The organism is Mucilaginibacter jinjuensis (assembly GCF_028596025.1).
Classification (GTDB): Bacteria; Bacteroidota; Bacteroidia; order Sphingobacteriales; family Sphingobacteriaceae; genus Mucilaginibacter; species Mucilaginibacter jinjuensis.
Genome location: NZ_CP117167.1, coordinates 4,724,697 through 4,749,399, shown reverse-complemented (window position 1 = coordinate 4,749,399; position 24,703 = coordinate 4,724,697). Strand labels below are relative to the sequence as shown.

Genomic DNA, 24,703 nt, shown 5'->3' with positions numbered 1-24,703 from the left:
ATCATTATTATAATAAATGTGCCAATTGTGTAACTTGTTGACTGTCTGATTATTGTATCGAATCCAATCTTTTAACTGTTCGAAACTGAACAGCACCTGTTCGGTTTTATCATTATTAACTAAATGACACAGGTAATTTCGCTGCGTTTCAAAAAATATCAACTCTTACTAAACTTTTAAGTAAGTATTGAGTTAAACACGTAGCCAATTTGATATATAAGTGGTTATAGACTTTTAAAACCAGTTTTTTATAGCATTTTTGCACCTGTATTCTAAAATGACGCCATCTAATCAACTTATCAAATTTATTCGCTCCATTGCAGGAGTCATTATTATTGCGGGCCTTTGCAGTTTTAAATCACAGGCAGATACTACAAAGGGTAGTCCGTTCAGGTTCCACACTATTATTATTGATGCCGGGCACGGCGGGAAAGATCCAGGCGCACATGGCGCTTATTCGGTCGAAAAAAATGTAGCATTGGCTATTGCTTTGAAGCTGGAAAAAGCTTTCCATGAGCAAATGCCTGAGATTAACGCCATACTTACCCGCAGAACAGATACGTTTGTTGAGCTGAAGCAGCGCGCACACATCGCCAATTCAAACAAAGCCAACCTGTTTATTTCTATCCACTGTAACTCATCACCCGTAACAAAGGGCAGTAAAGAGCGTGGCGTATTGTTGCTGGTTTATGGTTTCCACAGGAGTGAAGAACAACGCGAGGCTATCCGTGAGAATGCTTCTATCTATATCGAAAAAAATTACAAGGAGAGTTATGGTGATTACGATCCTAACTCACCGGCTGCGGCTATTATCCTCAATAACTATATGCTTAAATACCGCAAGCAAAGTATTTTGCTGGGGAGCTTATTAAATGAGCAGTTTAAGGATACCGATAACCGCCATAGTTTGGGTGTGAAGGAGCAAGGAGTGCTGGTGCTGGCCCAAAGCGGTATGCCTGCTGTACTGGTTGAGACCGGTTTTATTAATAATACCGAGGACGAAGATTACCTGAACTCTGAAGAAGGACAGAACGCCATTGTACGCTCAATAGTACGGGCGGTTAAGGAGTATAAGGTAAGGATAAGTACCAATTAATTTGTTGCTGTAAATATTTAATGGCAGCTTATTGTAAAAATAACTACCAATGTTGTAGACTTAATATTTAATTTTATAATTTCAAACCATAAAATTAACAACAATATGAGTTTAAGACTGGGCGATAAAGCGCCAAACTTCCAAGCCAAAACCTCAGAAGGGGATATAGATTTTTACGAATTTTTAGGCGATAGCTGGGGCGTACTGTTTTCGCACCCTGCCGATTATACACCGGTTTGTACCACAGAGCTGGGCCGTACCGCTTCATTGAAGCAGGAATTCGATAAACGTAATGTTAAAGTTGCTGCCCTAAGCGTTGATTCGGTTGAATCGCACCTGGAGTGGATCAAAGATATTAACGAAACCCAAAACGTTGAAGTTAACTTCCCGATCATTGCTGATGAGAACCGCGAAATTGCCGAAGCTTATGACATGATCCACCCTAATGCTTCGTTAACGGCAACCGTACGCTCATTGTTTATTATTGCGCCCGATAAAACCATTAAACTGATTATCACTTACCCCGCATCTACCGGCAGAAACTTTGTGGAGATTTTACGCGTAATTGATTCACTGCAGTTAACTGCCAACTACAGCGTAGCTACTCCTGCGGATTGGAAAGATGGTGAAGATGTGGTAGTAGTACCAGCTATTAAAACAGAAGACATTCCTGCAAAGTTCCCTAAAGGCCACGTGATCGTTAAACCTTACCTGCGTTTAACTCCTCAGCCTAATAAATAATTTTTTTTAACAGATGCCATACCTAACCGCATGGCATCTGTTCTTTCAAATATTCATCATCATGAAAAATCTGAGCATTGCATTATTGCTGGTTCTGTTTGCATTTACGGCTAAAAGCCAATCGGCAGACGACCGCGGCTACCTTGTAAAAGTAGGCGACCAGGCACCCGACAATTTTGAACTGGTACTAACCAACGGACAAAAAACTTCGCTGAAACAATTGCGCGGTAAGATAGTGGTATTACAATTTACCGCCAGCTGGTGTTCCGTTTGCCGTACCGAAATGCCTCATCTGGAAAGTGATATATGGAAAGCTTACCAAAACAAAAACGTAGTACTAATTGGTGTTGACCGTGATGAACCGCTGGAAAAAGTCCAAAAGTTTCACGCAGATATGAACCTCACTTACCCGCTGGCTCTTGATCCCGGTGCAGATATATTCGGCCGTTTTGCCGATAAAAAAGCCGGTGTTACCCGCAACGTAGTAATAGATCAGAACGGCAAGATTGTTTACCTAACCCGCCTGTACGATACCAAAGAGTTTAACCAAATGGTAAAGGTTATTGATGGTTTGGTGAAGAACCCGGTTGCGGCTTCGGAGTAAGATTACTGTATTAGATATTTTGAAAAGCCCGCAAGGGCTTTTGTTGTTTAAGGCTTGTGCGTGGGCTTTCCCCTCTTGAGGGGCAGGGGTGTGTTATTCAATGCATGATAAACAACTACATTTAATTTCAATAGGCACTTTATCTATTTATAAGCATTTGTAATAGAAAGCTTTTAGTTAATTTTTAACAAACCTTTGTGTAATTTTAACACGATTAAGATTATTTTTAATATACTTGAACATTAATTGCTGGCTAATGCTATTTCGGCACAACAGCGATAAACCAATATAAACCGAAACGTCTGATCGTATCTATTAAACTTTATATGAAAAAAAGCAATCTTTTTCTTTACGCCACTGTATGTGGGCTGTTTGCTATGCAACCAGGTTTTAGTCAGACTAAAACCGCAGCTAAGTATACTACAGCAAACAAAGCTGTGAAGGTTTACACCACAGCTAAAGGCACCGATTTAAAAATCAGCCCTACTGAGAGCCTTACCTTTACCGACAAGCCTCAGCCTGTTGAAACGGAAGTGTCTGTTTTTGTTGACCCGGATAAAAAGTTCCAAACTTTGCTGGGTATTGGTGGTGCGCTGACTGATGCATCGGCAGAAACTTTCTACAAGTTGCCTAAAGACAAGCAAAAAGAGCTGATGACGGCTTATTTTGATAAAACCAATGGTATCGGCTACACGATGGGCCGCACCCATATCCAAAGCAGCGATTTCTCGAGCGAATCATATAGCTACATTAAAGAAGGTGATGCTGAACTGAAAACTTTTAATATCGATCACGATAAAAAATACCGTATCCCTTTCATTAAAGAGGCGATGAAAACTGCCGGTGGTAAACTAAATATCTTTGTTACGCCATGGAGCCCGCCGGCATTCATGAAAACCAACAACGATGTATTGCACGGTGGTAAACTGAAACCTCAGTTTGCGCAACCATGGGCTAACTTCTACGTAAAGTTCATCAATACGTATGAAAAAGAAGGTATCCCTGTTTGGGGTTTATCGGTACAAAACGAGCCGATGGCAACACAATCATGGGAGTCATGCTTATACACTGCCGATGACGAGCGTGTATTCATTAAAAAATACTTAGGCCCAACATTAGCAAAAGCTGGTTTAGGCAGCAAAAAATTGATGGCATGGGATCATAACCGCGATTTGATGTATCAGCAAGCTTCTACCATTCTGGAAGATCCTGAAGCTGCTAAATATGTTTGGGGTATTGCTTACCACTGGTACGAAACCTGGACAGGTGCTGGCCAGAACTTCGAAAATGAGCGCCGTGTACACGAAGCTTTCCCTGATAAAAACCTGATGTTTACAGAAGGTTGTGTAGAGAAATTTGATTTTTCACGCTTACACGACTGGGCTCTGGGCGAGCGTTACGGTTTATCAATGATTAACGATTTTAACGCAGGTACTGTAGGATGGACCGACTGGAACGTATTATTAGATGAAAAAGGCGGACCAAACCACGTAGGTAACTACTGCTTTGCCCCAATACACGCTGATACACGTACTGGCGAGCTGATCTATACCAACGCGTTCTATTACATTGGCCAAATCTCTAAGTTTGTTAAACCGGGTGCTAAACGCATTACCAGTTCTGCAAGCCGCGACAAACTGTTAACTACTGCTTTCCAAAACCCTGATGGTAAAGTTGTGGTAGTTGTAATGAACTCAACCGATGATAAAATTCCTTACTTTTTATGGATAAAAGGCAAAGCTGCTAAAACAGAAGCATTGCCTCACTCTATGTCTACTTTGGTAGTTGAGTAAGCTGTAAAATGAAATATTGAAAAGCCCGCTGGTGTTTGCCAGCGGGCTTTTTTTGTGGGATAAATATTTTACTCATGCTGCCGCAAGTTTCTAACTTGTGGTAATACTATCGTAAGGTTTCACCTTACAGTAAGCTGAAAGCTTACAATAGTACAGTCACAAGTTACGCTATCGCTAAACTTGCGACAGCATACCTATCTAAAAAGATAAAGCCCCGTTAATAAATCAACGAGGCTCATCTTTCTTGTATTTAGTGGGGTATTTAACTGTGGAACTGATCTCCCGGGCGTTCAAACTTTTGGAACGGAATTTTGAGGATGTTACCAAACTTCGAGTTCATGTTTTCGTCCATGTGGGTATCAATGCCAAAATGGGTGTGTTCTTTGTCTAAATTAGCGTAAGTGCCGAATAACCTGTCCCAGATGCTTAGTACATCGCCATAGTTACGATCTGTGTACGGTAACTGGTAATGATGGTGTACATGGTGCAAGTTGGGTGTGATGAATACCAAACTCGCATACTTGTTAACACGTTCTGATAGCCTGAATTCGGTATGGCCTAAAATATTGGCAAACGTTTGGAAGGTTTGGCGTAAAACCAACACACTCAATAACGGGCCGCATATAAATACCCATAACATTAAGAAGCAAGTGCGCACAACGGTTTCGCAAGGATGTTCGCGCACGGTGGTTGATACATCTACATGCAGATCGCTGTGGTGTACCAGGTGGAATTTCCACAGAAATTCCGTTTTGTGCATTACCACGTGGTAAGTGTATTCGCAAAGATCGAGCATTAAGAACAGGCTGATATAATATACCCATGGATTAGTATGATACGGGATCAAATTAATCAACCCAAAATGATGGCGATTATCCCATGCCGAAATGAGGATCACAAAGCCAGTAAAAAATAACTGGATAGGCAAACCGGTAAAAATAAAGAACACATTGCTGCGCAGGTGTTTTAACTTGCTTTTAGCAGTATTCTTCGACAGAAAAATTTCGGCAAACCATAGCGATATAATTAAAATCGCATATAGGGCTACCTGTACCTCATCTTCATGATGAGCAATAAATGCACGAATCTCGTTCATACTTAATTAGGGGATCAAAGTATGCTTCAAAAATAACAGATGTTTAAAATGTAGAAGCCTATTTTTTTTAGGCTTCATTAAAAGTTCATAAAAGTGTAACGTTTTGGTTACTGCATTTTATAAACCAGTACGTTAAATGTACCGGGTACAACTTTGCGCGGGGTGCCTGCTTCATACTGGGCAACGCTTAAGTATATTTTATGCGTTTTTGGATCTAAAGTCATAGTACGTGCACGTACCTGGGTAGTTAAGGTTTGTGCAACGCTATATTTATCGGCACTTTCCTGTTTGATGATAGTAGTGGTACCATCACCGTTAGATACAAATACCAGTTTGGTTTCAGTATCATAAGCAACGGCATCAACGCCAGCGCCAATAGGCACGGTGGTAATAACTTTGCCTGTGTTGATATCAACCACGCTCATACCTTTATTCTCACGGCAAACGCTGAATGCACGGCTGTTTTTTAAATCTAAAGCCAAACCTGTTGGGCCGCCGCAAGGGGCTAAGCTGTAAGTTTTAAGCACTTTTAAGGCTTTTGAATCAATTACATTGAGGCTGCTTTTATCTTCGAGGTTGTTATAAATTTTGCCTTTGCCATCTGGTACGGCAAACTCTGGTCCGCCACCTAAGGCAACAGTGCCAACCTGTTTTAAAGTAACCGGGTCAACTACCGATGAATTATTGCTCTCGCCATTAAACGAAAATACTTTCTCAGAATACGGATCGTACATAATAGCATCAGGGCCTTGTGCATCAACCGGGATGGTAGTTATTTTCTTCAAAGTTTTCAGATCGAAAGCTACTACAGCATTGGCTTTACCATCGCTGATGAAACCTTTGTTGTGTTTGTTATCAATAGCAATACCGTGTACGCCCTTCATATCGTCAATCATCCCTACAGGTTGATCGGTAGCCAGGTCAACCACGTTAACCATAGTGCCGTGCGATACATATAAACGGTTGTTCACATGGTCGATAGACAGGTAATCGTAACCGCCGTCTCCGGGCAGGGCAATCTTTTTATCGAGCACATAAGTTTGTGCATGTAAGGCAACCGGTAATAAAACAGTAGCCAACAGAACGGCAATACCGCCAGAAATTTTTTTCATGGAGTTTTTTATTTAAAAATGTTGAATGATTCTGTATAAAAATTGGATTACTTAGCCAAGGGTTTTTCAAACTGATGATTCTTGTAAAACAGCCTGATCATACTCGGTAAAACGATCAATAACAAAGGTAAAGCTGCCAGAAAGCCACCAATTACCGCAATAGCCAGTGGCTGATGCAGCTGCGCGCCGGCGCCAATACCCAAAGCCAAAGGCATCAAGGCTATAATAGCACCCAGGGCTGTCATTAATTTAGGGCGAAGACGGGTTGAGATAGAGTACACAATGGCATCATCCACACTGGTTTCCATAGCGCTTTGTTTAAATTGCCAGAAGGTGAAGATGGCATTTTCGCCAATGATCCCCACAATCATAATTAACCCCGTATAGCTGCCCACGTTTAGCGGTGTGCCGGTTAAGTATAAGGCCAAAAAGCTGCCTGCAATACCCAGCACCGAAGTAACCAATATAATTAATGCAATGCGGAACTGTTTGAATAGAAACAAGATCACGCAGAATACTAACAAGCTTGAAGTAACAAGGATAATTAGTAACTCTTTAAACGATTGTTGTTGCTCGGCATAAGCCCCTCCATAGCTAACGTGGTAACCCGGTGGCAGGCTAACTTTTGCTGCAATACCTTTTTGTATAGCAGGCATTACCGTACCCAAATCGCTGTTATCCAGACGGGCACTGATTACACCCATCGATTGCAGGTTTTCCCTGTTCACCTCGGCATCGCCCGAACGCAGCTCAACTTTGGCAAGACTGGTTATCGGAATTAGTTTTCCATTTGGAAGAAACACGTTTAATGATTTTATACCGTCCACATTTAATGTGCGGTTGTTAGGATAAACTATGCGGATGGGCGAAAGCTGTTGTTTCTCAAATAAATTACCTACCACATTACCTTCCAGTGCCGATTGTACCTGGTACTGCAGGTTGGTAGGGTTAAGGTTGTATTGTGCCAGCATGCTATAATGCGGTTCAATGCTTACTGATGGCCCTGCTATTACAATACCATCAAACACGTCGGCTGTGCCTTTAACGCCGCTTACAATGGCTGCTATTTGTTTCGAGAGCGATTGCAGCTTAACTTGGTCGTCGCCAAAAACTTTAATCTCGATGGGTTGGGTTGATGTCATTAAATCGCCCAGCATGTCACCAATAACCTGTCCGAAATCGACACGTAATGCAGGCTGTGAAGCTTCTATTTTTCCTCGCAGATCGCTGATCACTTCTTCTGTTGTTTTCTCGTGCGATTTTTTCAGCTGGATCAAATAATCGCCCGTATTGGGTTCGGTGATAAAGAAACCCATTTGTGTGCCTGTGCGGCGTGAGTAAGCAGATACATCGGGTTCTTTAATGATGATCTTTTCTATCTCGCGTAACATCCGGTCAGTTTCTTCTAGCGAAGTACCGGGAGGCGATGTATAATCGAGCACGATACTACCCTCGTCCATATCAGGTAAAAATCCGGTAGCGAGGTTTGATGGGATCAGCACAATAACTGCTATCAATCCCACCATAATGATGATGCTGATCACCGGTTTCAGGATAAAAAACTCCACCCATTTTTGGCGTTTAACCAAATGCACTTCTTCCTTCTTTGCAGTTTGGCTACCCGGTTTGGGTGGGCGGGTTAGCAACAGGTAAATAACCGGTAAGCCTATCCAGGTAACAAAGAACGAGCACACCAGTGTAATGATCATGGTGTTGGTCATTACGTTAAAGTAAGCACCGGCCACACCCGTCATTAGCATAAAAGGGATGAAGATTACGATGGTACTGATAGATGAACCCACCATAGCTGGGAACAAATAATCAATGGCTTTTTTAAGCAGATGACTGGTCAGTTCATCGGGGTGCTCTTCGTGCGTGCGGTGAATTTGCTCAACCACTACAATTGCGTCATCAATAATTAAACCGATGGCCGCTGCAATAGCGCCCAGTGTCATGATGTTGAAGGTATAACCTTCGGCATATAAAATGAGCAGGGTAAGGCACAGCGTAATTGGTATGGTTATTAAAATAGTTGCGCTTGCTTTGATAGAACGCAGGAAAATAATAGCCACAATAATGGCCAACGCCAACCCGATCCATAAACTATCGGTTACACTTTTGATAGATTCGTTTACAAAATCGGCCTGTACATAGTATGGTTTAATGGTAACACCATTAGGCAGTATTTTTTGCAACTCAACTACCTTTTGGTCCATTGCTGCCGAGAGTGATACCAGGTTTGAATTGGGCTGTTTAATAACCGCTATTAAAACACCTTCGTGGCCGTTGGCGTTAATTTTAGTGTACTCAATACCCGGGTTAATTTGCACATCGGCAATGTCTTTAAGGCGTATTACCCGCTTTTTATTGCTGATTACCATATTGCCCAATTGCTCGGCTGTTGATACAGTTGCATCGGTAACCGTGAGGTACAGCATTTTGTAATCGGCCAGGTAACCTTCAGATTTAATAAAGTTGGTTTGGCCCAGGGTAGTAGTTATAATATCGGGCGTTAAACCCAATGAGCTCATTTTTTGCTGATTAAGCACCAGCCAGTATTCTTTAGTTTTACCACCAATAACCCTGATCTCGGACACACCATCAACCTGCGACAGGAAAGGTTTAATGGTGTAAGTAGCCAATTGCTTTAATTCAATAGGCGATAGGTTATGGCTTTCCAGCGTGTATCCGCTAACCGGCAGGATAGATGGGTTCATCTTCTCCACAGTAACGTTAACATCGGCGGGCATATCATTCTTGATCTGGTTAATAGCCGATTCGATGCGCTGCTGGCTTAAATCGATATCCGCATTCCAGTTCATAAAGGCCGAAATTTCGCAGCTGCCGCGGCTGGTGGTACTGCGCACATATTGCAGATCGGGTACCTGTTTAATTGCGTTTTCCAACGGTTTGGTAACCGTAACCATCATTTTGTTTACGGGTTGCAGGCCTTCATCGGCAATGATCTTAATCTTCGGGAAAGTAATCTCGGGGAAAAGCGAGGTTTGTAGCTTTGAATAGGAAAACAAACCGCCCATTATAATAATGGCCAATATTAAACTGATAGGTTTGCGGTGCGAAATGAAAAAATTGTTGAACCCGTTCATTACTTTACAATTTTAACTTTAGCGGTATCAGCCAGGCCATAATTGCCGGTCACCACAATTTTATCTTTGGGTTGAAATTTAGGCGAAAGGATCTCTGTGCGGTCACTGGTTTCAATCCCTTTGGTAATAGGCACTTTAATGGCAGTGGTATCATTAATCAATTTCATTACCCAAAACTCGGTCTGGGTTTCGTTGGCTAAAACAGCTGCCTTTGGTAACGATACCGTATTGTTTTTCTCCGATTTGATCAACCTTGCCCTGGCAATCAGATTTTCGGGAATCGGGTGGTTGTTGTTTACCCTCAGTACAACACTCTGGGCTTGCGATGCGGTATCAACAGCAGGCATTAATGAACTTACCTGGGCATTTAATTTTTCGCCATCGGGCAGGGTTAAGGTTAGCGATTTATTATTGGCAAGCGTGCTGCGTAGTTCATAAGGCAACTGCAGCAGAAACACAAAGCTCGAACCCTCGTTAATAATGGCCAGTTGCTCTCCATCCTGCACATAATCGCCGCTTTGGTGGCTCAGCTGGGTAATGTAACCGCTTGCCGAAGCCTTAATTTTATTGATACCCGTAAATTTAAAGGTGGTATCCAGAATGCTGATATGGTTACCAATGCTTTGCGCTTCTTTGGTTTTCAGCACAAATAACAGCTGGCCTTTAGTTACATACTGGCCCGGTTGTACGTTACTTTTTTCTATATAGCCATTAATATTGGCCTTTACATAGTTTTTTTGCAGGTAGGTTGATGTGGCATTTACATCAATATAATTGGCCAGTGAAGTATCGCCAATGGTTGTAACGGTAACCGGTGTTTGCGATTTTACAGCGGCATCTTCATCCGCTGCGTCGTCGGCTTTGCCTTTGCAGGCTTGCAGGCAAACCGCAATGCAAAGTGCAAGCGATAATTTAAAGAATGCGTTATGGTTTAAAAATTTCATGCTATCGGTTGTAGTAATTAAACTGATTGATCAATTGCAGGCGGCTAATGGTGGTTTGTGTGTACAAATTTTTCACAGCCAGGTAGTTGTTAATGGCGAGTATCAGGTCCGAGATCTTCAAATCGCCTGTGCGCATTAGCTCGGTATCAACCTTAATCAGGCTTTCAGTATACCGCATCTGGTCTTTAATCTGGGTAATCAGCTTTTCGTTTTCGGCAATCTGCTGCGTATACTGGTCTATCTGCTGGTGATACTGATTATAGAAAAACGCCTTATAGGTTAAGCGGGTATCTTCCTCGAGGCTTAGTTTTTTATACTGCAATTTGCGCAAGCCACCATCATAAATAGGCACTATCAAGCTAAAGCCTGCACTGGTACCAAAGTTTTTATAAGCCTGGTAACTCAAATCAGAATTATAACCACCATCGGCAAAAATGTTAAGCTTGGGTTTGTAGCTGTAATCAATAAGTTTGCGGCTATTATTTAAGCGCAGGCTATCCAGTTTATACTGTTTAAAAAAAACACTGCTGTTAACCCCGGGCAATATGGCTTTGGTAATAGCAGGCTCAGCAAGTTCGGCAAACGTGGTGTCGCGGATGCCAGAAAGATAGTTAAGCAGGGCAAAATCATTTTTATACTGCAACCTGCTTTGTGCCAGTTGGAGTTGTTGTTGTTGCAGGGTAACCAAAAAGGTAAGATAATCGCTTTGGCGGTATACGTTAGATCGGGTTAACCTTTTGAGTAGGTCTTCTTCCTTACTCAGCAGATCTACTACTTCCTGGTTAAACTTGTATTGCTGTAAATCGCCGTAAGCAGTAATGTATTGGGCGATGACATTCTTCTTTAAATCCTGCTCATTCAGGTGGATGATATTGCCTAGTGAATCGCGTGATAGTTGCAGTGCATAGTACTGCGATTTAAGATAACCACTGCCGATAAAGGTTTTGTTGGCGCTTATCAAAGCATCTACACTTTGCCCGTTGGTAATTGCGGTAGCATAACCATAGCCACGAATAACCGGTGCATACAAGCCACCACCATTGCCGTTGATCTGCGGTTTTAACCCGGCTTTTATCTTCAGGCTGTCTAATTGCGAAGACAGGATCTGGTTATTCAGGTCTTTAAGTAAGGGACTGTTTGTGAGGCTCTGATTTACATAATAGTCGAGCGTATGGGTTTGAGCCAATAATGAATTATGCAGCAGCAAACAAAGAATAAAACTTAGAATGTATTTCATTTAAAATTAGTATCGCAACGAAGTACGTGAGCAATTTTGGATTTATTCTGGAAACAACTACAAGATACGTTTCATACTCAATCTTTGAAAGAGATGGTCATAATATGGTAGGGATCATCGTATTGATAGTTTAAGCCGAGACCATAATTTTCACAAATTTGTCTCGAAATGGTGAGCCCCAAACCGGTACCTTCTGAGTGCGACGATTTGTTGAAACGCTTAAATATATCGTTGCTATCTAAAGCCTGGTTTTTGCCGGTATTTTTGATAACCAGTTTTTGTGCATTAAGCCAGATGTCGATATAGCCATGCTCTACATTATGCCTGATGGCATTGCTGAGCAAATTATTGAGCAGTATTTCTAAAAGCGATTTACTGATATGGAGATATTTGTCGGCAAGGTTAATGGTAACCTTAATGTTTTTATCAGCATAAATTTCGCTGAACTGGGCCAATAGTTGCTCTATAACTTCTTTAACGTTTATATCCTGATCGTCATTAATAAGGTTGTTTTCAATTTTAACCAGCAATAACATAGAGCGGTTAAGGCGTGTAAGGCGCGAAACAGATTCATACAGATCGCTCAGTAATTTACTTTGCTGTTCGTTAAAAATATCAGTTTGTAAAAGTGTATCAAGCTTTGAGTTGATGACCGCGATAGGGGTGAGCAGCTCGTGCGAGGCATTTTCGGTAAAGGCCTTTAAATCCTGGTAATCATTCTTCGCCTTGGCCGACATGGTTGCGATAGCGCTGTTGAGCTCATTAAACTCACTGGTGTTGGATGATACGGCAGGGATGTTTTTTTTATCAGTAATATTAAAAGATCGCAGGTTATTTAATATCAGGTAAAACGGTTTCCACAGGCGGTTGATGGTTAATCGGTTAATTACAAACAAGCTGATCACCAAAAGTAATATTACCGCAATGGTGATAGAAAAGATGATGCGGATGAGATATTCTGTCTCTACCTTTGATTCAACTACCAGTATCTGGTAATTGTTGTTGCCCACTTTTACCGAACTGATAAGGCCACGGCCAGATTCGGGCTCCTTTTCTTTTTGATCAATATAAGTGGTATCAATAAATCTGCGGACAATGGTTTGGCCGTTGGCCGGACTAAAAGAGATCTGCTGATCGTCTGACTTATAAACCTCGGGTAAGTTATGGTTGATACGAACGTGTTCGAAGATTTCGTTCTCTTCTACCAGAAGGTCTTTGTCTACCTGGTTGGTTAAGATAATGCTTACTGCCTGGTAATAAATTATCCCGGTAAAAAGCATCACGATCACCGTAGTGATCAGATTGATACGGTTATACTTGGTAAGCAGCCTCATCTATTCAGCAAATTTATACCCCATGCCATAAGCGGCATGAATATAATCATTACTGCCAGCCTCAACCAGTTTCTTACGCAGATTTTTAATGTGCGAATAAATGAAATCGAAGTTATCGGCCATGTCAAACTCATCGCCCCAAAGGTGTTCAGCAATGGCGTTCTTGGATACTACCTTGCCTTTATTGGCTATAAAGTACAATAGAAGGGCATATTCTTTACGCGTTAGCTTAACCGGATTTTTCCCCACGTCGACGGTTTTGGCTTGCAGGTCGATCTCAATTTCGTTAAACGTCATGATATTGTTACCATTGTACGATTTACGGCGGATGATAGCCGCTACCCTTGCACGCAATTCAGATAGGTGAAAAGGTTTAACGAGGTAATCGTCGGCACCGAGGTCAAGGCCTTCAAGACGATCGTCTAACGAGTCTTTGGCCGAGATGATCAATATGCCATCGGTATGCCCTTTGGCCTTCAGGTCTTTCAATATGCTGATGCCATTGCCGCCTGGCAGGGTAATGTCCAGCAAAATACAATCGTAACGGTACATATTTACCTTGGCCATAGCCGAGGGATAATCGCTTGCGCTTTCGCAAATATTACCGGCTTCGGTAAAATACTCCTGCATGCTTTCGCGCAGGCCCTGTTCGTCTTCAATAATCAGTAACTTCAAACTACAAATCCTAATTTAATCTAAAATTAAGGATTAATGTTGTAGAAATTCTGTTCATAACGGTCATTGGTCAATTGGCATTGGTCATTAATGTCTTATTACTTATTTAGTAAAACACAATTAAATATAGATAAGTTCAACTGACAACTGACAACTGACAACTGACAACTGACAACTGACAACTGACAACTGACAACTCACTAACTCAAAACTCATAACTACTATGTGGTGGATATACGCGCTTCTCTCAGCTTTTTTTGCAGCCCTTACGGCTATTTTTGCCAAAGTAGGTATTAAAGGTGTTGATACCAATGTGGCTACTGCCATACGCACGGTTATTATTTTAATTGTGGCCTGGGGCATTGTACTGTTTAAAGGCAGCCAGGGTAGCATTGGTACTTTAACCCGTAACAACTGGATCTTCATTGTACTCTCCGGCTTGGCAACAGGTCTATCCTGGATCTTTTATTTCAAAGCCCTACAACTGGGCGAAGTCTCGCAGGTGGCACCGGTTGATAAACTGAGCGTGGCACTGGCCATTGTGCTATCCATCGTGTTTTTGGGCGAACCATTGACCTGGAAAAATGCGATTGGCGCACTGCTGATTATCAGCGGCACATTGGTGCTGATCTTTTAATTCGATTAACACAAATCGCTTATGAGCTGGTTTACCGTATATTATATTATGACCAATAAACTTAACCGGCTTTTATTATTGCTGTTGTTGCCATTCTTAATGGCTGCGACAGTAAAAGCGCAAACTAAAAAGCATCTCGAAGTAGGCGACCCCGCACCTGTTTTTACGCTGAAAGACCAGGACGGCAAAATGTTTGATATGAAAAGCGAGATCGGTAAGCAGATTCTCGTAATCTACTTTTACCCGAAGGACGAGAGCATGGTTTGCACCAAAGAAGCCTGCTCATTCCGCGATAGTTTTAATGATTTTACCAAGGCGGGAGCTAAGGTTATCGGCATTAACTCGGGTACTGTGGCCAGTCATAAAAGTTTCAGCGAACACTATAAATTACCCTTCATTTTACTAAGTGATCCCGACAATAAAGTGCTCAACCAATTTAAGGTAAAAGGCATGTGGTTCTTCTCGGGGCGACAAACTTTTGTCATCGGGCTGGATGGCAAAGTTGCTTTTCAGTACAGCGCCATGCTGGAGGGTAAAGAGCATTCGGACCAGGCTTTGGCGTATATCAAATCTCAAAAACAAATAAGCCGCAACCAATGATCACTTTTCTAAAGATTTTGTTCAGTATAGTACTGGTTTGGATGTGCTATACTGTGATAACTACGTCAATAAACCATTCCTTATTTAAGGAATGGAATTACCTCGGTTCTATAGCCTGGATGCGTGCTACTTTGTGGGATTTCTATGCCAATGAGTTGGTAATTTACGTGTGGATTTGCTACAAAGAAAAGAACTGGGCTTTGAAGATTTTATGGCTCGTTTTACTCTTCACTTTGGGCAGTATCGGCAGCTGTTTATTTGTACTCATCCAGTTGTTCAGACTGAAACCAAATGAGGGTTTAAAAGAATTTTTCGCGAAGCAAAATGGATAATAACTCGGTGTGGTTCCTGGTGCTTGTAAGTCTGATAACCTGCTGCGTTATTATGGCACTGGTTTGGCTTTGGGCGCATAAAATTAAGAATGCCGGGGTGGTGGATATCTTCTGGTCGTACAATTTCCCGGTTATTGCTGTTATACTTTTAATGCTTGCCCCGGGCTTCGGTACCAGGAAGACGATGATCTGCGCTATGGTGATCATTGCCGGGATCAGGTTAGGCACGCATCTGGCAATCAGAATTATCAGCCACATCAAAGAAGAGGAAGGCCGTTACCAGCAACTCCGTAAAGAGTGGGCGCCCAATGCCGAGCGTAAGTTTTTCTTCTTTTTCCAGTTTCAAGGAATCTCTAATGTGCTGCTGGCCATCCCGTTTTTTTTGAGTGTGATGAACCCCAAACCCGAGCTATCGATATTTGAATATGCCGGTTTTGCGCTCTGGTTCATCAGCGTAACGGGCGAAACCATTGCTGATCGCCAATTGGCCGCTTTCAAAAAAGATTTGGCTAATAAGGGCAAGGTATGCGACATTGGGTTGTGGCATTACTCGCGCCATCCCAATTACTTTTTCGAATGGCTGATGTGGGTTGCTTACTTCGTATTTGCACTCGGTTCGCCGTACGGGTATTTGGGAGTGATTAGTCCGGCTATTATTTTGTATTTGTTGTTGAAGGTTACGGGCATCCCGGCTACGGAAGAGCAGTCTTTGCGCTCGAAAGGAGAGGCCTTTAAAAGATATCAGGCTACTACGAGCGTGTTTGTGCCGTGGTTTAGGAAACGTTAGACGTGTGACGTTTTGCTTTTCAATTCCCCGCTGTCGCAAGTTTAGCGTAGCGTAACTTGTGACTTAAACTATGGTAAGCTTCCAGCTTACCGTAAGGTGAAACCTTACCTAAGAATAACCATCCCGATGATAATCGGGACGGTAGCATTGGTTTTATCATACGTCTAACGTAAAAACAAAAAATCACCGCTCACAATCCGCAACCATTTAAAACACGTAAGCTGTTTAAACAACCAATTATCCCAGAAACGTATCACGTACAACGTAATACGTACAACGTAAAACTATGTGGTACGATAAACTGATAGAACAAAACAAGGTACCCGATGTGCTTTTGCGCCAAGGGATCCGCAAGCTTTTAAAGCAACGTTTGGCAGATGAAAACAAGGGCGGGGTAGAAGAGCAGCAGGCGCATTTGATGGCCTTGATCGCCAAACTAAAGGCTTCGCCAATTGCGGTAAATACTGCCGATGCCAATACACAGCATTATGAGGTGCCGACTGAGTTTTACCAGTACTGTTTAGGCAAGAACCTCAAATATTCATCGGGTTACTGGAAGCCAGGTGTTACCGATATAGATACTTCTGAAACCGATATGCTGGAGCTAAGCTGCCAGCGTGCCGAATTAGAGAATGGGCAGGATGTGCTTGAGTTGGGTTGCGGTTGGGGCTCGTTGTCGCTGTATATGTCGGCCAAGTATAAAGGCAGTAAGTTTACGGTGGTTTCTAATTCTCGTACGCAGAAAATTTATATTGATGAACAGGCTCAGCAACGCGGCATTACAAATTTGACAGTGATTACTGCCGATATCAACGTGTTTACCACCGATCAGAAGTTTGACCGGGTAGTATCGGTAGAAATGTTTGAACACATGCGTAACTACCAGTTGCTGATGGCCAAAGTGGCTTCGTTTTTAAAACCCGAAGGCAAATTGTGGATCCATATTTTTACCCATAAAGAATATGCTTACCTTTTTGAAGTTATTGATGAAACCGATTGGATGAGCAAATACTTTTTTACCGGCGGCATTATGCCGAGCGACGACCTGATGTCGTACTTTAATGATGATATGGCAGTTGAAAAACACTGGCATGTAAACGGCACGCACTACGGCAAAACATCAGAAGCATGGCTGGCAAATATGGACGCGCATAAGAAAGAAATTATACCCCTGTTTGAGCAAACCTATGGTAAAGACCAGGCTACAAAATGGTGGGTATACTGGCGCTTATTTTACATGGCCTGTGCCGAACTCTGGAACTTTAATCACGGCAACGAATGGATTGTAAGCCATTACCTATTTCATAAAACACAAAAATGCCAAGGCTAATCCTGCTCGTAATTTTATTGCTGTTATCGCTGCTTACAGTATTTAAAGCCCCGGCCTACTACCTGTGGCTGGCAGCTATTATGGTGAGTGAATATCCGTTGATATTTGTTGGCATCTCGGTACTGTTAACCTCATGGGGAATCTGGAATGTGCCTTACCGTTTGGCTGGCAACATTATCGGTGTGGTGGCTATAGTACTTTTTCTGTCGCCAATTTTTAGGGCTTACTGGATTTCTAAGGATCTGAAACAGGATATGGTGCAGGACTTAAGCAGGACCGATACCACTAACATCAGCTATCCAAACAGGGCTCCTTTTGCTTTAAGCAAATTGTTTGCTTCAACTCAAACTACACCGTTTAAAACGTTTACTTATGTTACTTATCAGGATACTTCCTTAAAGCTCGATTTCTATCGCTCACGGGTACTGGGTAAGCGGCCTTGTGTACTTGTGGTGCATGGCGGCTCGTGGAGCAGCGGTGATAGCCAGCAGTTGCCCGAGCTAAATAGCTTTTTGGCCGAACGCGGCTACCACGTAGCCAGTATCAACTATCGCTTGGCGCCAAAATATAAAACGCCCGACCCGGTTGAGGATGTTAAAAATTGCCTTAAATACCTGCGCGAACATGCTGATAGTTTACGCATCGATACCAATAAATTTATCCTGTTAGGCCGCTCTGCCGGGGCGCAAATTGCTTTGCTGGCTGGTTATACTTTGCACGATAAATCAATTATTGGAGTGATTGATTTTTATGGCCCGGCTGATATGGTTTGGGGCTACTCGATCCCATCTAATCCGCTCATTATGGATTCGCGCAAGGTAATGGTGAATTACATTGGCGGTAGGTATGAGCAGGTGCCCGATAAGTACAAAACTTGCTCGCCGCTTGAATTTGTAGATAAGCAATCGCCGCCAACACTCATCATTCACGGGCATAACGATGTATTGGTGGCCTACGAACATAGCCGCCGCCTGAACGAAAAGCTACAGCAAAACGGGATTAAACATTATTGGCTTAAACTTCCCTGGGCTACGCACGGGTTCGATTACAATATTAACGGTCCGGGTGGGCAGCTGTCAACCTATGCGGTGGAAACTTTTTTGAATACGATAAGTCAGAGCCCCCCGACCCCCTAAAGGAGGAGGATGTGCAGATGTGGGGATATGCAGATGTGCAAATCCTTGGGAAGGGGTTTCTTCAGATGCTTAGCAAGCGAGTGACCCCTCCCTGCCAAAGCACATACAACCGCACCCCTCCCCAAGGAGGGAAGTTGGCAGTTATACAATTAATTGAATTAAAATGAACAACGATAATCTTAGAACCCCCTTTAGGGGGCGGGGGGCTAATGGGTCGGGGGGCTCTACCGCCATCATCGGTACCGGTATTGCCGGGATGGGCTGCGCGCACTTTTTGCAGAACGTAACTGATCTGACTATCTACGAGCAGAACGATTACATCGGTGGCCATACCAATACTGTAACGGTTGATGAGGATGACAAGCCGGTTTATATTGATACCGGGTTTATGGTATTTAACTATAAAACCTACCCCAATTTATGTAAGCTGTTTAAAGAGATAAATGCGCCTGTTAAAAAGACCGATATGTCGTTCAGTGTGCAGTATGTACCGAGTGGGTTGGAGTATAGCGGTTCGAGTGTAAATCATTTGTTCGCGCAGCGGAAGAATATCTTTAGTCCGAAATATATTAAGATGCTGATGCAAATCGGTAGGTTTAATAAAGAGAGTGTGAAGATACTGGACGATCTCAAGTATGCAAATTACTCTATCGGGCAGTATATCCGTGAGTTTAATTTTGGTGAAGAAATGCTTTGGAAGTACCTGGTGCCCATGAGTTCGGCCGTATGGTCTACCCCGATGGAGCAGATGCTGGATTTTCCGGCGGTAACGCTAATCCGTTTCTTTTTAAATCATGGTTTCCTGGGGCTGGATACACAGCATCAATGGTACACGTTGGATAAAGGCAGTCAATCTTATCGCGAAATATTAATCAAGCCGTTTAAGGATAAGATACATGTGAACCGCAAGGCCATCAAGGTATCTTATCAGGAAGATGGTAAGGCTGTGGTGCATGCCGCTGATGGTACGCAACAGGTTTTCGATCGGGTGATCATCGCTACACACGGCGACCAGGCATTGGCTTTGAGAGATAATCCAACATCACTTGAACAAAGCCTGCTTTCTAATTTTAAATATCAATACAACAAAGCTACCCTGCATACCGACGAAAGCATTATGCCCAAAGCCAAACTGGCCTGGGCCAGCTGGAACTATCGGATACAAGAACAAAACGGCAAGTTAGAACCGAGTACCATTTACTGGATGAACCAACTGCAACAGGTGTCAAACAAAAAGAATTACTTCGTTTCTATTAATCCGCATGATAATATCGATGAGAAAAAGATCATCAAAGAGATTGATTATGAGCATCCCTTGTTTGATGTTCCAGCCATTAACGCACAGGCAGAATTATACAAGCTAAATGAAAGCGGACCGATTTACTATTGCGGCAGTTACTTTAAATACGGTTTTCATGAAGATGCTTTTGCCAGCGCGGTACAACTTTGTTCGCAATTGCTGGGCAAACCGGTTTATGACGATAGCATCATCCAGCCTGCGGTTTAACACGTATATGAGTTATGGCAAAAGCCGCAATTAATTCGTGTTTGTACAAGGCCAGGGTAATGCACCATCGTTTGGCGCCTAAACAGCATAGTTTTTATTACGATATTTTTATGTTTTACCTCGATCTGGATGAGATCGATACGTTGGACAAGAAACTGAGCTGGATGAGCCGTAACCGATTCAACCTATTCAATTTTCGGGATGAAGACCACCTGCAACTACCCAAAGAAAATCCGGATACTTCTAAAAACGTTCGTGAACATATTACCGATTACCTCAAGACGCAGGGTGTGGATATAGGTAATGGCCGCATAATGCTGCTCACCAATTTATGCACATTGGGTTACCAGTTTAACCCGGTATCGTTTTACTTCTGTTATGATGAGAATGATGAGCCGTTTTGCAGCGTGGTAGAAGTATGCAATACCTTCCTCGAAATTAAACCTTACTTCCTGGGAATGGGTACCCAAACCGGCGATAGTTTCCACCTTAATACTACCAAGTATTTCTACGTATCGCCATTTATTGATATGGACACCAATTTCGATTTTAACCTACAAGTGCCGGGTGCAAAGTTAAATATCAGGATTGATGATTTTGATAAAGAAGGCAACCGATTTTTCATCAGCACACTTAATGGCAAACGTGTGCCATTAACCGATGGCAAATTGTTGTATTATTTTTTTAGTTTCCCGTTGATTACGCTTAAGGTTATAGGCTTAATTCACTGGCAGGCTTTAAAGCTTTGGTTAAAGAAATTGCCTTTCCATAAGAAGGCTGAAAATATCCATCTCCAAAAAGGAGTATATCGCCCATATCAGGGTAAATAGCACAATCGGTAAAAACTTTAGTGCATGTATTATGCGTACATACCTAAAAGATTATAAGCCGATTATATTACCCATGTCTGATACATTAACACTTGTCAAAAAAAATAGCTTCTACCAAAATGTGGTATTAGAGGTGCTTTCTAAAATGACCAAAGGTCACCTTTTTTTAACCCTGCCCGATGGTGAAGGTGTTTCAATAGGCACAGGTGAAGGCAATATTTCGGCACGCATTTCTATTAATGATGAAGCCTTCTACAAACGGATTATTTTATACGGCGATATTGGTTTTGGCGAAGCTTATGTAGATGGTTTGTGGGATACCGACAATATTACCAACGTAATAAAATGGGTGTTATTAAATATTGAGAACGCGCCCGGTGTATCGGGTAGTAAAGCACGATCTGTAGCTTTAAACCTGCTGAAATTTTTTAACAAGGTCTATAATTCGAAACGTGCCAATACATTAACAGGATCACGCAAAAATATCTCTGAGCATTACGATCTCAATAACGATTTCTTCGCCAGTTTCCTTGATCCAACTATGACCTACTCGGCCGCCTATTTCTACAAAGAAGGTTTGTCGTTAGAGGAAGCCCAGTACGCAAAATACGAACGTTTATGTCGCCAATTGCATTTGCAACCTACCGACCATGTTTTAGAGATTGGCAGCGGATGGGGCGGTAATGCTATTTATATGGCTAAAAATTATGGTTGCAAAGTAACATCGCTCACCATATCTGAAGAACAATTGAAAATGGCCCGAGAACGTGTAGCGGCCGAAGGTTTAAGCGATAGGGTAGAGATATTAATGAAAGATTATCGCCAGATGGAAGGCCAGTTTGATAAACTGGTTTCAGTAGAAATGCTGGAAGCCGTTGGCCATAAATACCTCGACGGATACTTTAAACGCTGCCACGAAATGCTGAAACCAAACGGTATCCTGGCTATACAGGTAATCACCAGTCCCGATTCGCGTTACAATAGTTTACGCAAAGGAGTGGATTGGATCCAGAAACATATCTTCCCGGGGTCATTGCTGCCATCTGTAGGGGCCATCAATGCTTCCGTAAATCGTACAGGTGATTTTACTTTGGTTGATTTAAAAGACCTTGGCATTGACTATGCCACTACGCTTAAATTATGGCACCAACAGTTTAATGCGAGTTTGCAAAAAGTACGCGTGCTTGGTTTCGATGATCGCTTTATCCGTAAATGGAATTATTACTTATGCTATTGCGAAGCTGCCTTCGCCATGCGCAATATCAATGTAATGCATTTGGTGTATAGCAGGCCCAATAATACTGAAAGATAGAGGCAAGAAGCGAGATCCAAGAAACAAGACAGAACTCCCAAATTGTCATTGCGAGGTACGAAGCAATCTCGTCGCATGCATTATTCGACCTGCATAGTTACGAGATTGCTTCGTACCTCGCAATGACAAGGTTTTTTACTACAAAATCGTCTCGTTATTCAACTGCATTTTCCAGTACCAGTGGGCCAGTTTGGCAATCAGTTCATCAACCTTAATAGGTTTACCTAAATAATCGTCCATGCCGGCTTGCAGGCAATCTTCGCGGTCGCCTTGCATGGTGTTGGCGGTGAGGGCCATGATAACCGGTTGTTTATTTAAGGTGTTTCTGATTACCTGCGTGGCTTCCATGCCGTCCATTTCTGGCATTTGCACGTCCATTAATATCACATCGTACGCTTTGTCAGTAGCCATTTTAACGGCCATGGCGCCATCATCGGCAACGTCGGCTTCGTAGCCCATGCGTTTAAGCACTTGGGTCATTACGCGCTGATTAATCTTGTTGTCTTCGGCGATGAGTATCCGCAGCGGATTTTTCTTGGCAAATTCAGGCGAGATCTTTTGTACACCCGATTCATCTCTTGCAGGCACATCGTTATCGCCTTTTAATGCATCAGAAATATGCTTGCTCAGGATATATTCTTTAACCGGTTTAGTTAAGATAGACGTGTATAGCCCCGGTTTATTCAACTGGGCCTGGTCGCATACCGAACTTAACAACAATACCGGGATGTTGGCATTATGCTTTTTAATTTCGTCTGTAAGTTGATGGCCGTCCATATCAGGCATGTTAAAATCGGTAATCACCAGATCGAAATTACTTTTCTGAAACGCTTCTAAACCTGCAACACTGCCATTGGCGGTGGTGGGCTCCAGCTTCCATTTCTCCATTTGTTTCTTTAAAATGGTAAGGTTGGTATTGTTGTCATCAACCACCAATACTTTACGGCCGGCAAAAGCGCTCATATTATATTGTGTATACGGCGTTAACACCCGTTTGCCGATAGTGGTATGAATGGTAAATATAAATGTAGAACCTTCATTCGGCTTACTCTCTACACTCATATTGCCCTTCATCATTTTAACCAGCTTTTCAGAAATTACAAGCCCAAGCCCGGTGCCGCCATATCGCCGCGTGGTTGATGAATCGCCCTGAGAGAATGCTTTGAACAAGCGCTGTAGTTTTTCTTCGCCAATACCAATACCGGTATCTCGTACTTCAAACTGCAGGTTCATGGAGTTATCGTGGAAAATGCCCACCTTTTTAACGGTAACAAATACTTCACCTTTTTCGGTAAACTTAATGGCATTGCCAATTAGGTTGGTTAATATTTGCTGCAACCGGTTTTTATCGCCCACTATCTGCATGGGCACTTCATCTTCTATCAGGTAACCAACTTCGAGGTTCTTTTTACCGGCGGCGGTGCTGCAAATATCAAGCACATCTTCAATACAACTGCGCATATCAAAGTCGGCAATGTCGAGTTCCATGCTGCCGGCCTCTATTTTCGAATAATCTAAAATATCATTAATTACTACCAGCAAGTTCTCGCCACTGGCGGTGATGGTATCAGTATATAATCGTTGCTGTTCATTTAAAGGCGTATCAGATAACAGGTACGACATGCCGATCACCCCATTCATCGGCGTACGGATCTCGTGGCTCATGGTAGCCAGAAAAGTACTTTTGGCCTGGTTGGCGCGTTCGGCTTCGAGCAGGGCTTTTTCTGTTTGGCGGTGGGCATGCTCTTCGGCTTCGCGGGCGCTTTCTGCATCCAGGCGGCTTTGCTCCGCCAGCGATTTAGAAACCATCAGTTCGTTGTTAATCTTTTCGAGATCCTGCATGTAGGCTTTCATTGCATCTTCGTTGCGTTTCCTTTCCTCGTGCAATTCGGCCTCTTTCTGGAAATTACTGATCTTAATGGTTTGGCGAATTTGTATATCACCATACTTATCTAACTGATACGCCCACAAAGCGCATATAAAATAAATACATACCGTAAGTACCAGGTGGATAACCAGCGTGCCGAAATCATAATAAGGCAATTGTGAAAAATAAACTCCCTCAACCCCAATATGCTGCAGATAGCTAAACAAAATATGATGTATGGATACCACAATAAGCATGGGTAGTTGCAGTTTCCAGTTTTGATAGGTGATGAGCACAGCACTGCCTATAAAAGCAAAGAAGTGCATCTCTGACATGCCGTGCATCTGGTATATAAACAAGGCCATAAAAAAACCCAGCACAGCGCTCATTACATACTGGTACAGGTCTGATTTTGGTAAAGCAAGTTTTACAGAGTAATAAGCCAGCAGCAAAATGCCGCTAACCGATAAAGCCATAAACCAGGTTTCATAAAATATAGCGAAAAACAAGGCTGCTACAGTGTAGGCAACCAGGAAGTAATCCATCAGCTTGTCAGAGCGTTTGTTGACCTGTTGTCTGAGACGCTGTTTTTGTAGTAGAAAGTCGGGGTCCAGGTTGTTTGTCAT

At 42.6% G+C, this 24,703-nt stretch carries 21 protein-coding genes; 13 read left to right on the top strand and 8 right to left on the bottom strand.

Annotated features, from left to right (window positions below; genetic code table 11):
• Window positions 1-277 precede the first annotated feature (277 nt).
• The 4 genes from PQO05_RS20465 to PQO05_RS20450 all read left to right on the top strand — a co-directional run bounded on the left by PQO05_RS20465 (window position 278) and on the right by PQO05_RS20450 (window position 4,234).
• Window positions 278-1,096: an N-acetylmuramoyl-L-alanine amidase family protein gene (locus PQO05_RS20465; protein WP_273629307.1), complete on the top strand. Its 819-nt coding sequence runs from the start codon at window positions 278-280 to the stop codon at window positions 1,094-1,096.
• Between the two features lie 105 nt (window positions 1,097-1,201).
• Complete coding sequence (locus PQO05_RS20460; RefSeq protein WP_273629306.1) at window positions 1,202-1,837, top strand: peroxiredoxin; 636 nt, start codon at window positions 1,202-1,204, stop codon at window positions 1,835-1,837.
• A 61-nt stretch (window positions 1,838-1,898) separates the two neighbouring features.
• Window positions 1,899-2,441, top strand: a complete 543-nt coding sequence (locus PQO05_RS20455) for a peroxiredoxin family protein (RefSeq protein WP_273629305.1) — start codon at window positions 1,899-1,901, stop codon at window positions 2,439-2,441.
• Window positions 2,442-2,767: 326 nt separating this feature from the next.
• A complete protein-coding gene (locus tag PQO05_RS20450; RefSeq protein ID WP_273629304.1) occupies window positions 2,768-4,234 on the top strand; it encodes a glycoside hydrolase family 30 protein in 1,467 nt (488 codons plus the stop codon).
• 262 nt (window positions 4,235-4,496) lie between these two features.
• Here PQO05_RS20450 and PQO05_RS20445 read toward each other — a convergent pair whose 3' ends face one another.
• From PQO05_RS20445 to PQO05_RS20415, 7 genes are all read right to left on the bottom strand, one after another.
• Window positions 4,497-5,330 carry a sterol desaturase family protein gene (locus tag PQO05_RS20445; RefSeq protein WP_273629303.1) on the bottom strand — a complete coding sequence of 278 codons (834 nt, stop codon included), beginning with the start codon at window positions 5,328-5,330 and terminating at the stop codon, window positions 4,497-4,499.
• Window positions 5,331-5,437: 107 nt separating this feature from the next.
• Window positions 5,438-6,442 (bottom strand): YncE family protein, encoded by a 1,005-nt coding sequence (locus PQO05_RS20440; RefSeq protein WP_273629302.1) that lies wholly within the window; start codon window positions 6,440-6,442, stop codon window positions 5,438-5,440.
• Window positions 6,443-6,489: 47 nt separating this feature from the next.
• On the bottom strand, window positions 6,490-9,549 hold the full coding sequence (locus tag PQO05_RS20435) for an efflux RND transporter permease subunit (RefSeq protein WP_273629301.1): 3,060 nt from the start codon (window positions 9,547-9,549) through the stop codon (window positions 6,490-6,492).
• Complete coding sequence (locus PQO05_RS20430; RefSeq protein WP_273629300.1) at window positions 9,549-10,493, bottom strand: efflux RND transporter periplasmic adaptor subunit; 945 nt, start codon at window positions 10,491-10,493, stop codon at window positions 9,549-9,551. Before PQO05_RS20430 ends, PQO05_RS20435 begins: the two co-directional genes overlap by 1 nt.
• Window position 10,494: 1 nt before the next feature.
• Window positions 10,495-11,730 (bottom strand): TolC family protein, encoded by a 1,236-nt coding sequence (locus PQO05_RS20425; protein ID WP_273629299.1) that lies wholly within the window; start codon window positions 11,728-11,730, stop codon window positions 10,495-10,497.
• 77 nt (window positions 11,731-11,807) lie between these two features.
• Window positions 11,808-13,064, bottom strand: a complete 1,257-nt coding sequence (locus tag PQO05_RS20420; RefSeq protein ID WP_273629298.1) for a sensor histidine kinase — start codon at window positions 13,062-13,064, stop codon at window positions 11,808-11,810.
• Window positions 13,065-13,739 carry a response regulator transcription factor gene (locus PQO05_RS20415; RefSeq protein ID WP_273629297.1) on the bottom strand — a complete coding sequence of 225 codons (675 nt, stop codon included), beginning with the start codon at window positions 13,737-13,739 and terminating at the stop codon, window positions 13,065-13,067.
• A 223-nt stretch (window positions 13,740-13,962) separates the two neighbouring features.
• Between PQO05_RS20415 and PQO05_RS20410 the strand changes: the two genes are divergently transcribed.
• The 9 genes from PQO05_RS20410 to PQO05_RS20370 all read left to right on the top strand — a co-directional run bounded on the left by PQO05_RS20410 (window position 13,963) and on the right by PQO05_RS20370 (window position 22,210).
• A complete protein-coding gene (locus tag PQO05_RS20410; RefSeq protein WP_273629296.1) occupies window positions 13,963-14,376 on the top strand; it encodes an EamA family transporter in 414 nt (137 codons plus the stop codon).
• 21 nt (window positions 14,377-14,397) lie between these two features.
• Window positions 14,398-14,976, top strand: a complete 579-nt coding sequence (locus PQO05_RS20405) for a peroxiredoxin (protein ID WP_273629295.1) — start codon at window positions 14,398-14,400, stop codon at window positions 14,974-14,976.
• The gene (locus PQO05_RS20400) at window positions 14,973-15,308 is read left to right on the top strand and encodes a DUF1475 family protein (RefSeq protein WP_273629294.1); all 336 of its coding nucleotides are present in this window, start codon (window positions 14,973-14,975) and stop codon (window positions 15,306-15,308) included. The genes PQO05_RS20405 and PQO05_RS20400 overlap by 4 nt, the downstream gene beginning before the upstream one ends.
• Window positions 15,301-16,095 carry a DUF1295 domain-containing protein gene (locus tag PQO05_RS20395; protein WP_273629293.1) on the top strand — a complete coding sequence of 265 codons (795 nt, stop codon included), beginning with the start codon at window positions 15,301-15,303 and terminating at the stop codon, window positions 16,093-16,095. Before PQO05_RS20400 ends, PQO05_RS20395 begins: the two co-directional genes overlap by 8 nt.
• 286 nt (window positions 16,096-16,381) lie before the next feature.
• The gene (locus PQO05_RS20390; RefSeq protein ID WP_273629292.1) at window positions 16,382-17,425 is read left to right on the top strand and encodes an SAM-dependent methyltransferase; all 1,044 of its coding nucleotides are present in this window, start codon (window positions 16,382-16,384) and stop codon (window positions 17,423-17,425) included.
• Entirely contained in the window at window positions 17,413-18,561 is a 1,149-nt protein-coding gene (locus tag PQO05_RS20385) for an alpha/beta hydrolase (RefSeq protein ID WP_273629291.1), read from the top strand. Before PQO05_RS20390 ends, PQO05_RS20385 begins: the two co-directional genes overlap by 13 nt.
• A gap of 163 nt (window positions 18,562-18,724) precedes the next feature.
• On the top strand, window positions 18,725-20,068 hold the full coding sequence (locus PQO05_RS20380) for an NAD(P)/FAD-dependent oxidoreductase (RefSeq protein ID WP_273629290.1): 1,344 nt from the start codon (window positions 18,725-18,727) through the stop codon (window positions 20,066-20,068).
• A gap of 14 nt (window positions 20,069-20,082) precedes the next feature.
• Complete coding sequence (locus PQO05_RS20375) at window positions 20,083-20,898, top strand: DUF1365 domain-containing protein (protein ID WP_273629289.1); 816 nt, start codon at window positions 20,083-20,085, stop codon at window positions 20,896-20,898.
• Between the two features lie 31 nt (window positions 20,899-20,929).
• Window positions 20,930-22,210: an SAM-dependent methyltransferase gene (locus PQO05_RS20370; RefSeq protein WP_273629288.1), complete on the top strand. Its 1,281-nt coding sequence runs from the start codon at window positions 20,930-20,932 to the stop codon at window positions 22,208-22,210.
• 138 nt (window positions 22,211-22,348) lie between these two features.
• On the opposite strand, the gene PQO05_RS20365 is transcribed toward PQO05_RS20370, so the two are convergent.
• Window positions 22,349-24,703, bottom strand: a complete 2,355-nt coding sequence (locus tag PQO05_RS20365) for a response regulator (protein ID WP_273629287.1) — start codon at window positions 24,701-24,703, stop codon at window positions 22,349-22,351.